Below are 11735 nucleotides of genomic sequence, written 5' to 3'. Positions count from 1 at the left end.
GGGCAAAGGAGCGTCAGCGACGTGCCCACCATTCTTGCAGAAGTCAAAGTGGTGGGCACGCTTCGCTTTGCCCACCCTACGCGCTAACCCGCCGCACAGGCTTTTGTAGGCCCCAGCGCTATGCACGATGTCCTGCCCTACCGCACCATGGCGTACAACAACGCCTGGGCAAACCACCGGCTGCTCACCGCCTGCGCACGGCTGTCGCCGGACGAATTCACCGCGAAACGAACCGGCTTCTTTCCAAGCCTGCACGCCACGCTCAACCACATCCTGATCATCGACCATTTTTACGTCGATGCGATGGAAGGCGGCACGCTCGGCCCGGCCGCGTGGGCGGACCAGGAGCCGTGTGCAACGGTCGCCGCGCTGAAGGAAGCGCAGGCTGCGGTAGATCGGCGTTTGCTCAAGGTCGTCGAAGCGCTCGACGGCGCCGGACTGCAGCGCATCGTCTCCGTGCATCGCGGCACCTCCATCCAGCGCGAACGGATGGACCGCTTGCTCCTGCATCTGTTCCAGCATCAGGTGCACCATCGCGGCCAGGCCCACGCCATGCTCAGCGGCACGTCGGTGAGCCCGCCGCAACTCGACGAATTCTTCGCGGTGGGTGAAGCCTCGTTGCGGGCGGAGGAATTTGCCGAGCTCGGTTGGACCGAGCAGAAGATCTGGGGCTCGGACGCCGGGGCGTAATCAAGCGCGGCGGAGCGGAAGGCGATCTCGTGGCGCTTCCTGATCTCCCCGGCATGCCGCATGCAGGATTGCCGTTACGCGAATATTAGCCATGCCGCCGAGACCCGCGTGCGGATGCTTCAATCCGGGACTAATGTCGCCGTGAGGTCATGAAGTGAGGTGGCGGGTCATGGGCAAGATCACGCCCGAACAGGTGCTGAGCCAGTATCCGGGGCCGGTCAAACTTTATCGGACGATAGGCCAGACCGTTGTGACGCCGGCGATCCTGGGCCTGTTCTGCGGCTCCCTCTACTTCCTTGATCTCGGTGCGGACTACAGGCCGATCGCGATCGGCATGGGAGGGTTCTTCCTGCTCTTCGCCCTGGTGAACTATTACTCGAGATCGTGGATCGAGCTGAATGGGTGGGGGTTCACGACAAGAGACTACGGGGGCGCGCAAATAAAATGCAACTGGCGCGAGACGTCCGAGTTCAGCATGGATGTCAGTCAATGGGGCGTGTCAGTAAGATACATCAATCCTGCTGAGGAGCCAGGGGTTTGGGATTCGCGGTGGCGATACGTGGCGGTATGGCCGTTCGATCCGAAGACAACGGCAGATCTCATGAATGCCTGGCGCGACCGCGCGCTGGGGCTGTACTGAGGCGCGTAACCGACGCACAACGAGAGCAAGCTTAGTCCGGATAAGCCAGCGAGGGGTTTGTTCGGAGTGCCGCATCTCGCTGCGCTCATGCGGGCTGCTTGCTGGTTGTCGATCCGTGGTCGGGCATGCGACAATTGAGGAAAAGAAATTCCAGGACGATCAATAAGGAAGCCGTCTTGAACGCTCAGAATCCACCTTCCACTTCTCCCTTCCATGCCATCCGCGCCATCGACTACACCGTTATCTTCGTGCGCGACATGGTGGCGATGCGCCGCTTCTATGAGGGCGTGCTCCGCTTCCCGCTGACGCGAGAATTGTCGGCGGGCTGGATCGAATATCAGATCGGCGGCAACACGCTCGCGCTGTCGCGGCTGGGCCGGACGGCGAAGGATGCGCCGACGCCCACAGGCAGCGCGTCGCTGCAGCTCGCCTTCAAGGTTGCGGTTGATGACGTCGACCGCTGCGCCGACGAGCTGGTGCGGCACGGCGTCGATCTGCTTGAGCCGCCGACCAACCAGCCCTTCGGCCATCGCACGCTGTTCTTCAGGGATCCCGATGGGAATTTGCTGGAGGTGTATGCGGAGATTTGAAGCGGGCGAGCGTAGTTCACTCTCAGTCACGGTGGAGAGTAGGGCGTCGCTCAGTTCAGCGTCAGCCACACCAGGTTGCCGTCGTGGTTACAGGTATTGCAGCGCGCCGGCTGGTTGAAGGTATTGGCGAGCTGCCATTCCTGCGCCTCGTTGCTCCATTGCGCGGTGGCGTGGCAGATGATGTCGTCGGAACCGCAGGCGGCGCAGACCGGCGTGGCGCGGGCGGCGCGATTGGCGACCTTCAGTTCGACCGGCTGTGCTTGCTGCCGTTCAGGCGCCATCCGGTCCTGAGTGACCAGATCCTGGACGATTTCGAACGGGTTCATCAGCTTGACGCGTCGCAACATCGGTCCTGCATCCATCCGCGAGTTCTGGGAATCGCTGCTTTCAAAGCTAGCGAATCGGCTTGGCCGTTCCATCGCAAAATTGCGGAATACCCACGTTTTAAATGTGATCGTCACCGGCGGGACACAGCAGCGGCTTTGCGGCGGGAAAGCGGTGCATTGATGCATCGCACTGCGCCAGCGACAGAGCTGTAGAAAGATCGAACCTGTGGCCATCCGCAAACAACGGCCCGGCGTCGATGCCGGGCTGTGTGTTGGAGGACTACTTCTTCGCCGCCGATCCGGTGGTCTGCTGACCCGGCGCGCTTTCCGAATGGCCGGGGCCCTTCGCGGTATTCTTCTGGTGTCCTGGCGCGTATTTGGAGGCGCCGGTCGTAGTCTTGCTCTTCTGCATCTTCTGTCCGGGGGCGATTTCCGAGGAACCCGGAGATTTCGTGCTGGTCTGCGCAAACGCGGCGGTTGTGAGCAGCACGGTCGAAACCGTAATCAATGTTTTCAGCATTGGTTTCTCCTGTTGCAGGCAACCAAGCAAACGTCTCGTTCACGGCGATGTTCCGCTTTTTCCCGATCAGCAGTCGGGCGACACCCTCACAACTCCCGCGCATTCGAGAACGCAAACGACGACACCCGCCGCGTGTTCTCATCCAAAATCAGCGTCCGCGTGATCGGCGGCTCCGCCCGCTGGCTGCAGTTTTCGCGTTCGCAGAGCCGGCAGTTGACGCCGATCGGCGTTCCCTCCGCTTTCTCCAGATCCATCCCGGCGGCGTAGACGAGTTTGGCCGCATGGCGGATTTCGCAGCCGAGACCAATCGCAAAGCGCGGCTGCGGTTGCGGGTGCGGCGCCACCGGCCGGCGCACCATCTGCGCGATCGAGAAATAGCGGGTGCCGTCGGGCAGTTCGATCACCTGCTTGAGCAGGCGGTCCGGCGTGTCGAAGGTCGAATGCACGTTCCACAGCGGGCAGGTGCCGCCGAATTTCGAGAACGGGAACGTGCCGGAGGAGAATCTTTTGGAGACGTTGCCGGCATTGTCGACGCGCAGCAGGAAGAACGGCACGCCGCGCGCGTTCGGCCGCTGCAGCGTGGTCAGGCGGTGGCAGACTTGCTCGAAGCCGGCATTGAAACGTTGCGCCAGCACATGCACGTCATAGTTCAGCGTCTCCGCCGCACCGTGAAACGCCTGATAGGGCATCATGACAGCGGCCGCGAAATAATTCGCGAGCGTAATCCGATAGAGCCGCCGCGGCGTGTCGTCGAGCGGGCCGGCGCGATTGACGATTGCGTCGATGCTGGCGCCGCATTCGCTCAGCCCAATCTGCAGCGCCAACTGGAAGGCGCGCCCCGCGCCGTCGACCAGTTCGGAGATCAGAAGTTGCCGGCGGTGGCGGTCGAACCGCCGCAGCGTCTCGCGCATCACGTCAACCGGCATGATGCGGGTGACGATCGAATGCTTTTCCCGCAGCCGCGCCGAAAGTGCCGCGAACAGTTCCTCGGCGGACACATTCAGTTCGTCACGCAAATTCTCCGCGGCCTGTTCGAGTTCGGGGAAATAGTTGCGGTTGGCCTCGATCAGGTCGCGCACGCGCTCGATCGGGTTGGCCTCGAAGCGGGTGCCCTCGTCGCGGTCGGCCATTTGCGCTGCGACCAGCGTTTCGCCGCGGCGGGCCTCGGTATAGGCGGCATAGAGGCGTTGTAAGGAATGAGTCACGCCGGGGCACAATTCGGCGAGGTCGCGCAGTTCCTGCTTCGGGAGGTCGATCTGGCGGAACAGCGGATCGGAGAAGATTTCGTTCAGCTCGGCAAAGAACCGGTCCTCGTCGGCGGTGGCGAGATCGCGCAAATCGAGGTCATAGGTTTCGGCCAGGCGGAGCAGGATCTGCGCCGTCACCGGGCGCTGGTTCCGCTCTATCAGGTTGATATAGCTCGGAGAAATGCCAAGCCCCTCGGCGATCTGGGTCTGCGACAGGCCGAGCTGCTGGCGGATCCGCCGGAAGCGGGGGCCGACGAAAAGCTTCTTTCCGGAATTGGTGGCCATGGCAGGTTCCCTGACCCTGATTGTGACAAATTTTACAAAGTGACATCTATGACAAGTTCAGATGTTACATGACATCACCATTCAAAATCAAGCAGACTATACGAATTTAGGATTTTAGCGTTTAGCTCTCGGTACGTTTCGCAATGCACTGTCAAGAATGTCGATTGAAGGGATACGAACATGAACTTCCAGCCACGTGGCGTCAGCGACCGAGCCATCCAGGGACCGGCTTCCTATGCAAGCGAGATCGGAGCTGCCAAGGCGCTCCTGGAGACCCAGCCGACCTGGAACGGTGTCACCGCCGAAGCCGTGGCGCGCATGCGTCTGCAGAACCGCTTCAAGACCGGCCTGGACATCGCCCGCTATACGGCGGCGCTGATGCGCGCCGATATGGCTGCCTATGATGCCGATCCCACCAAGTACACCCAGTCGCTGGGCTGCTGGCATGGCTTCATCGCGCAGCAGAAGCTGATTTCGGTCAAGAAGCACTTCGGTGGCAAGACCGATCGCCGCTATCTGTATCTCTCGGGCTGGATGATCGCCGCACTTCGCTCCGAGTTCGGACCGCTGCCCGACCAGTCGATGCACGAAAAGACCTCGGTGCCGGCGCTGATCGAGGAGTTGTACACCTTCCTGCGTCAGGCGGACTCCCGTGAGCTCAACGACATTTTCCGCGCCATCGACGCCGCTCGCAAGGCAGGCGACAAGGCGAAGGAAAAGGAGCTGATCGAGAAGGTCGACAACTTCCAGACCCACGTCGTGCCCGTCATCGCCGACATCGACGCCGGCTTTGGTAATGCCGAGGCGACCTATCTGCTCGCGAAGAAGATGATCGAGGCGGGTGCGTGCGCCCTGCAGATCGAAAACCAGGTCTCCGACGAAAAGCAGTGCGGCCACCAGGACGGCAAGGTGACCGTGCCGCACGAGGTGTTCCTGGCGAAGATCCGGGCCTGCCGCCATGCCTTCCTCGAGCTCGGCGTCGAAGACGGCGTCGTCGTGACCCGCACCGACTCGCTGGGTGCTGGTTTGACGCAGCAGATCGCCGTCAGCCACAAGCCCGGCGACATCGGCGACCAGTACAACAGCTTCCTGGATTGCGAGGAAGTGACGCCCGAGAACGCCCGCAACGGCGACGTCATCATCAACCGCAACGGCAAGATGATGCGGCCGAAGCGGCTTGCCAGCAACCTGTACCAGTTCCGTGCCGGCACGGGCGAAGATCGCTGCGTTCTCGACAGCATCACCTCGCTGCAGAACGGTGCCGACCTGCTGTGGATCGAGACCGAGAAGCCGCATATCGAGCAGATCGCCAAGATGGTCGACCGCATTCGCGAGGTCATTCCGAACGCGAAGCTGGCCTACAACAACTCGCCCTCGTTCAACTGGACGCTCAACTTCCGTTGGCAGGTGTACGATGCGATGAAGGAAGCCGGCAAGGATGTCAGCAAGTACAACCGCGCCGACCTGATGAAGCCGGAATACGACGAGACGCCGCTGGCGATTGAAGCCGACGAGCGCATCCGTACCTTCCAGGCCGATTCAGCCAAGCGTGCCGGCATCTTCCATCATCTGATCACGTTGCCGACCTATCACACGGCAGCTCTGTCGACCGATAATCTCGCCAAGGAGTATTTCGGCGACCAGGGCATGCTGGGTTATGTGAAGAATGTTCAGCGCCAGGAGATCCGTCAGGGCATCGCCTGCGCCAAGCATCAGAACATGGCCGGCTCCGATATCGGTGACGAGCACAAGGAATATTTCGCCGGTGAAGCCGCGCTGAAGGCGGGCGGCGCTCACAACACGATGAACCAGTTCGGCTAACACACAGCTGACGACAACAGGAGACTAGTCATGACGAAGAGCAATTTCTGGGTGATTGGCGGCGAGTTCGGATCGATGAACTTCCACAAGCTCGTGGAAGGCTCGGCCCAGGTGCAGGGACCCTTCAAGACCCGCAAAGAGGCCGAGGATGCCTGGCGCGCGGTCTCGGAAGAGAACCGTCACAAGGCCGGCGTGCGCTTTTCGATCGTCGAAGAGCCCTCCCGCGTCTCGGCCTGATACCCCTTAAGAAACGGCCCAAGGACGAGCGGCCCCATCCGGAAAACCGGGTGGGGCCGTTTGCGTTCTCAAAGCGGTGTGGCGACGCGCCGAACTCGCTCCGGGAGACGAGCCGAGCTCGCTCCGGGAGACGAGCTGAGCTCGCTCCGGGAGACGAGCTGAGCTCGCTCCGGGAGGGGCGGGGTGAGGGGTTGCCTTAGGGGACTCAGAACCCGGTGGACCGCTAAGCTATTGCAAATAAACAGCCATTGCGCGCGAGGTAGTTACTGATAGGTTAACCGGGCCAACCTCTCAGGATAAAGGCGGCTACCGATGGCAGAAGCGCAAAACACCGGCAACGAGGCCCGCGACATGCGACCGACGCGGCTGCGCGACGCGCTCCGCCAGGCCCGCATCGAGGCCGCCGACCGCACCGGCGTCGTGGTCGAGTTGCGCGATGCCGAGGTTGCCCGGCTCGAGATCCTGAACGAGGCACTCGATCCGCTGTTCGCCGAGGTGCCCGAGCAGGTCGACCTGTTCGATCGCGGCGTCAGCCAGGGCGAGACGCCGCGGCTGTGGATCGATGTGGTGGCGCATGTGGTGATGGGGCGCGACAAGCGGATCTATCGCTTCGTGCAGGATACCCGTTTCGGCCGCATCGTGATCGCGGAGTCGCATGACGTGCCTGTCATCGTCGATGCCGTCACCGGCTATGTCGCGCGCCGCATGATCGAGCGCGAACATGCGATGGTGGCAACCCCCGTGGACGAGCCGGTTGTGGAAAAAAAGCCGCGCCGCCGCGGCCTCGGCGCCTTCGTGCTCGGCTTCCTGCTGGGCGCGGTGGCGCTGTTCGGATTGGCGCTGTATGCGAGCCTGAAGAATTTCTGAGGTCGGCCACGCGGCGGATTGAAAAACGGTGTCGACCGCATCATGACCGTACCGATTGCCATCCTGCTGGTGGCCGCCCTGTTCGCCGGCGCCTGGCTGTACGGCAAGTGGCGCACGCTGCGCCGCGCCGAGTTCATCCGCACCTTCCACTGGCCGCGCGGGCTGCTCGAGCGGCTTGAGAAGCATCACCCCGGCTTTGCGCGCAAGGACAGCGCGCTGGTGTCGCGGGGCTTGCGTCAATTCTTCGTCGCCTATCTGATGAGCGGCAAGCGCCACGTCTCGATGCCCTCGCAAGTCGCCGATGATCTCTGGCACGAATTCATCCTGTATACGCGCGAGTATGACGCGTTCTGCCGGCGCGCCTTCGGCGGCTTCCTCCACCACACCCCCGCCGTCGTCCTCAGCGAGCATCGCAAGAGCAACGAAGGCCTGCGCCGCGTCTGGTGGTACTGCTGCAAATACGAGAACATCGATCCGGTCCGCCCGACGCGCCTGCCGCTGTTGTTTGCGCTCGACCGCAAACTCAATATCGCAAACGGGTTCGTCTATCATCCCGACTGCGAAGAGCTGCGCAAGAACGGCAGCGGCGCCGCGTATTGCGGCGGCGATTTCGCAGATACGTCGTTCGACGGCAGTTCGGACGGGTTTGGCGATGCCGGCAGCGACGGAAGCAGTGATGGCGGCGGCGACGGCGGCGGCGGCGGTGGTGGTGATGGGGGCGGCGGCTGCGGCGGCGGGGATTGAGGACTTCGCGGCGCAGAGCGCAGCTACAGCAGCGTTGCCTGCTTGATCTGCTTGACGCGGTAGTCGGCGTCGATGGCGCGTACGGTCTGCACGCAGCGCCATTTTTCGCCGTCGCGCGCGATCGAAAACAGATTGTAGGCCGCGGCCGGATAATTCCGGTGCGCCAGCGCGGACGCCGACGGCACGCCGACCGCGGGGATCTGGCGGTCGGCGCCTTCGAGCCACATCGTCGAATGGATGTGGTCGTGGCCGTGCAGGACCAGTTCGACACCGCGCCGCTTCAGCACGGCGCGGAGCGCCTTCGAATCGGTCAGCCGCTTCATCCGCGAACCCGAGTGCAGCGGATGATGAACCAGCAGCACCCGGAAGGCCTCATCGGCGGACATCTGCGCCAGATGGCGGTCGAGCGCATCGAGTTGCGCGCGGCCAAGCCGGCCGGTGGCCATCAGCGGCGGCGTCGGCACCGCCGAGGAGACCCCGATCAGCGCCAGCGGCCCCCGCCGGCGCACGAACGGAAACGGCGTGCCATTCGCCTCGGCGACGTCGCAGCTCAGATACTTCTCAAACGTATCGGCGAAATGGTGCCGCGTGGCGCGGACATAGGCGTCGTGATTGCCGGGAACGACCGTGACCCGTTGCGGCGTGCCGACGCTTTCGAGCCAGGCCTGGGCCGGGGTGAATTCCGCCTCCAGCGCCAAGTTGACGAGATCGCCGGTCACCGCGATGTGGTCCGGCCGCTGCGCCTGCATGTCGGCGACCAGCGCATCCAGCACCTCGCGGCGATGATACTTGTGACGGTTGCGGGTCCAGTTGAGATAGCCGAGCGCACGCTTGCCCGCGAGATCGCGAAGCCGCGCCGCGGGCAGCGGTGGCAGATGCGGATCGGACAGATGCGCCAGCGTGAAGGTATCGGTCATTCGCGCTCTGCCGCATTCCCTGTGATATAGAGCCGTCGCACGATCATGCCGACGATATAAGGATCAAACGTGATAGCTGTCCATCCGAGGTTTGCGTGACGGTGCTGGAGCACTTGCGAAAACGTCTCGAACCGCAATTGCGGCGGGCCTTCCACCTCTATTGGCGGATGGCTCGCGGCATGACGCTTGGGGTTCGTGGCGTCGTGCTCGACGGCGACGACAAGGTGTTCCTGGTCAGGCACAGCTATGTCGCCGGCTGGCACCTGCCGGGCGGCGGGGTCGAGGTCGGCGAAACCTTTCTAGAAGCCTTGCGGCGGGAACTGATAGAGGAGGGGCGGATCGAACTGACCGGGAAGCCGGTCCTGCATGGCCTGTTCTTCAACGGCCACGTCTCCCAACGCGACCATGTCGCAGTCTATGTCGTTAGGCAGTTCCGGCAGGACCGCCTGCCGAAGCCCAACCACGAAATCGTCGAGTGCGGGTTCTATGCGGCGGGTGCGCTGCCGGCGGAGACGACCAGGGGCACGCGGCTCCGGATCGCGGAAGTTCTCGACGGTACGACGCCGATTGCGACCTGGCGCTGACGCGCGGCGCGGAGTCCCGTTCCGATTCCATCGGAACGGAAAAGGCTCTAGAAGCGGACAAACAGGGTTCGATATGGGCAGGATGAAAATTTTGAGGCTCCTCTGCGGCTTCGGCCTGCTCGCGGTGCTGGCGAGCAATGTCTGGACGATGTCGCGCTGGAGCGAAAGCCGCGGCGTCTACGACGACGTCTGCTATCTGCGGCAGGCGCATCTGTTCCAGAAATATGGCCTTGGCGGCATCGATACCAACATCGTTTTCGACGACGACGATTACCTCAAGAACAAGCTGAAGGCGATCGGCTATGCGGAATGGAACGATGTGAAGCGCGTCCCCTGCCATACCTTGATTCCGACTGCTGACAAATATGTCATGCAATACCCGCCGGGCACCGGATTTGCGTTGGCGCTGTTTCGCGAGGGGTTTCAGGTCATCCCGCTCTATGTGCTGGCGAACACGGCGATCCTTGCCTTTGCTGTCATAGCGTTGTTCCGCGCACGCGACCCGGCCTCGCTCGCGCTGGCTGCAGTGTTCGGGCTTGCTGCGCTTTACTTGATGATCAACCCGAGCAAGGCGAGCTATTCGGTGCCGCCGACCATGATGGTCTGCGCGGCCGCAGGCTTTTTCACCGTGAAGTATTTCGCAGGACAACCGCGACATCGGCTGTTGATTATTGCACTGATCGGTCTGCTGATCGGCCTGTCCGTCAATTTCCGTCTGCCCAACCTGTTCCTGGCGGCGGGCTATTGCCTGTATCTTGCCGGGGCGTTCCTGCTGGCGCGCACCAAGCAGACTTTCCTGCAGGGGGTATCGTTCGGTATCGCCTTCCTGATCGGCATCGCGCCGACATTGATCGCGAATGCGATCAATGCAGGGAGTCCGTTCTCGACCACCTATGGCAGCGTCGATGCCCTGCCGCCCGAGCTGAACGCCAGCGTCTTGTTAAGCTATCTCGTTGACGTTCAGTTCACCTTGCTGGCGATATCGGCGATCTGGACCGCCTGGCTATGGTGGGCCAATCAAGGCCGCGCAAAGCATGCTGCAATCCTGGTCGCGGTAAACCTTGCGGTAAACCTGATTTTCTTCATGACCCATCCGATATTTACGCCATATTATATCATTCCGATCGACATGCTCTCGCTCTGGACTTTGCTGTTCGCAACGCTCGATCTGCGCGGCGAACGGGCCGCCAAAAGTGCGGCCTTCCCTCAACCGGCCAACGCCTGATTGCGGTATGACGCGCCATGGACGGACTTAAATCGGGTGAGCCGGCAATGACGACAGCAGCGCTGCGGATTGCGGTTCTGGTGCCATGCTTCAATGAGGAAGCCGCGGTCGCCACCGTGGTCACCGACTTCCGCAAGGCGCTGCCGGCCGCTGAGATTTTCGTCTACGACAATAATTCGAAGGATCGCACCGTCGAGGTGGCGCGCGCGGCTGGCGCCATCGTGCGCAGCGAGCGCCGCCAGGGCAAGGGACACGTGGTGCGGCGCATGTTCGCCGATGTCGATGCCGACATCTATGTGCTGGTCGACGGCGACGCGACCTATGACGCGCCGAGCGCCCCGCGCATGATCGATGCGCTGGTCAATGATCATCTCGATATGGTGGTGGGCTTTCGCGTCGACCAGTCGGTCGCGGCCTACCGGCCCGGCCACCGCACCGGCAACTGGATGCTGACGAGCTTCCTTTCCGCGGTATTCGGCCAGGCATTCAAGGATATCCTTTCCGGCTACCGCGTGTTCTCGCGCCGCTTCGTCAAATCCTTTCCGGTGCTGTCGGACGGTTTCGAGATCGAAACCGAGCTCAGCGTGCATGCGCTCGAACTGGCGCTGCCGGTGGTGGAAATCGAGACGCCTTATTATGCCCGCCCCGAGGGATCGTTCAGCAAGCTGAACACCTGGCGCGACGGTTTCCGGATACTCGGCACCATCCTGAAGCTGTACCGGTCGGAAAAGCCGCTGCGGTTTTTCACGGTCATCGGCATGTTCCTGATGCTGGTCTCGATCGGCCTCGCGATCCCCGTGATCATCACCTTTCTCGAGGAAGGCATCGTTCCACGGCTGCCGACCGCGGTACTGTCGATGGGCCTGATGATCGTGGCGGTGCTGTCGGTAAGCTCGGGGCTGGTGCTGGATACGGTGACGCGCGGCCGCCGAGAGATGAAGCTGTTGGCCTATCTGTCCCAGCCGGCCATCAAAGGGGATTAAGGCAATACGGGGATTGCCGTCTCCGGCAATGGACCGCGCCGCCGCCAGATGCTATCTCG

The 11735-nt window shown here is 62.5% G+C and carries 14 protein-coding genes; 10 read left to right on the top strand and 4 right to left on the bottom strand.

Annotated elements, in window-relative coordinates; all coding sequences use genetic code 11:
• The first annotated feature begins 120 nt into the window (after positions 1-120).
• The 3 genes from ACVWVY_RS41315 to ACVWVY_RS41305 all read left to right on the top strand — a co-directional run bounded on the left by ACVWVY_RS41315 (position 121) and on the right by ACVWVY_RS41305 (position 1920).
• Positions 121-690 (top strand): DinB family protein, encoded by a 570-nt coding sequence (locus ACVWVY_RS41315; protein ID WP_456631763.1) that lies wholly within the window; start codon positions 121-123, stop codon positions 688-690.
• Positions 691-859: 169 nt separating this feature from the next.
• Positions 860-1330, top strand: a complete 471-nt coding sequence (locus ACVWVY_RS41310; RefSeq protein ID WP_456631762.1) for a hypothetical protein — start codon at positions 860-862, stop codon at positions 1328-1330.
• A 176-nt stretch (positions 1331-1506) separates the two neighbouring features.
• Positions 1507-1920 (top strand): VOC family protein, encoded by a 414-nt coding sequence (locus ACVWVY_RS41305; RefSeq protein WP_456631761.1) that lies wholly within the window; start codon positions 1507-1509, stop codon positions 1918-1920.
• A gap of 50 nt (positions 1921-1970) precedes the next feature.
• Here the strand turns inward: ACVWVY_RS41305 and ACVWVY_RS41300 are convergent, their stop codons facing one another.
• The 3 genes from ACVWVY_RS41300 to ACVWVY_RS41290 all read right to left on the bottom strand — a co-directional run bounded on the left by ACVWVY_RS41300 (position 1971) and on the right by ACVWVY_RS41290 (position 4298).
• Positions 1971-2267: a hypothetical protein gene (locus ACVWVY_RS41300; RefSeq protein WP_456631760.1), complete on the bottom strand. Its 297-nt coding sequence runs from the start codon at positions 2265-2267 to the stop codon at positions 1971-1973.
• 259 nt (positions 2268-2526) lie between these two features.
• Positions 2527-2766, bottom strand: a complete 240-nt coding sequence (locus ACVWVY_RS41295; protein WP_456631759.1) for a hypothetical protein — start codon at positions 2764-2766, stop codon at positions 2527-2529.
• Between the two features lie 86 nt (positions 2767-2852).
• On the bottom strand, positions 2853-4298 hold the full coding sequence (locus ACVWVY_RS41290) for a helix-turn-helix domain-containing protein (protein WP_456631758.1): 1446 nt from the start codon (positions 4296-4298) through the stop codon (positions 2853-2855).
• Positions 4299-4478: 180 nt separating this feature from the next.
• Between ACVWVY_RS41290 and ACVWVY_RS41285 the strand changes: the two genes are divergently transcribed.
• The 4 genes from ACVWVY_RS41285 (at position 4479) to ACVWVY_RS41270 (ending at position 7967) form a co-directional block, all read left to right on the top strand.
• Positions 4479-6119 carry an isocitrate lyase gene (locus tag ACVWVY_RS41285; protein WP_456631757.1) on the top strand — a complete coding sequence of 547 codons (1641 nt, stop codon included), beginning with the start codon at positions 4479-4481 and terminating at the stop codon, positions 6117-6119.
• A gap of 30 nt (positions 6120-6149) precedes the next feature.
• Positions 6150-6356, top strand: a complete 207-nt coding sequence (locus ACVWVY_RS41280; protein ID WP_212033207.1) for a DUF4170 domain-containing protein — start codon at positions 6150-6152, stop codon at positions 6354-6356.
• A 312-nt stretch (positions 6357-6668) separates the two neighbouring features.
• Positions 6669-7223 carry a hypothetical protein gene (locus ACVWVY_RS41275; RefSeq protein ID WP_456631756.1) on the top strand — a complete coding sequence of 185 codons (555 nt, stop codon included), beginning with the start codon at positions 6669-6671 and terminating at the stop codon, positions 7221-7223.
• 42 nt (positions 7224-7265) lie between these two features.
• Positions 7266-7967: a glycine-rich domain-containing protein gene (locus tag ACVWVY_RS41270; protein ID WP_456631755.1), complete on the top strand. Its 702-nt coding sequence runs from the start codon at positions 7266-7268 to the stop codon at positions 7965-7967.
• Between the two features lie 23 nt (positions 7968-7990).
• Here the strand turns inward: ACVWVY_RS41270 and ACVWVY_RS41265 are convergent, their stop codons facing one another.
• A complete protein-coding gene (locus ACVWVY_RS41265; RefSeq protein ID WP_456631754.1) occupies positions 7991-8884 on the bottom strand; it encodes a metallophosphoesterase family protein in 894 nt (297 codons plus the stop codon).
• Positions 8885-8979: 95 nt separating this feature from the next.
• On the opposite strand from ACVWVY_RS41265, the gene ACVWVY_RS41260 reads away from it, so the two are divergent.
• The 3 genes from ACVWVY_RS41260 (at position 8980) to ACVWVY_RS41250 (ending at position 11676) form a co-directional block, all read left to right on the top strand.
• On the top strand, positions 8980-9468 hold the full coding sequence (locus tag ACVWVY_RS41260; RefSeq protein ID WP_456631753.1) for an NUDIX domain-containing protein: 489 nt from the start codon (positions 8980-8982) through the stop codon (positions 9466-9468).
• Positions 9469-9550: 82 nt separating this feature from the next.
• The gene (locus ACVWVY_RS41255; protein ID WP_456631752.1) at positions 9551-10693 is read left to right on the top strand and encodes a hypothetical protein; all 1143 of its coding nucleotides are present in this window, start codon (positions 9551-9553) and stop codon (positions 10691-10693) included.
• 47 nt (positions 10694-10740) lie between these two features.
• Entirely contained in the window at positions 10741-11676 is a 936-nt protein-coding gene (locus ACVWVY_RS41250) for a glycosyltransferase family 2 protein (protein ID WP_456631751.1), read from the top strand.
• Positions 11677-11735 lie beyond the last annotated feature (59 nt).

It is taken from the genome of Bradyrhizobium sp. URHC0002, assembly GCF_054059515.1.
Note: the sequence above shows the minus strand (reverse complement) of the source record. Positions and strands in the feature narration are given on the sequence as shown.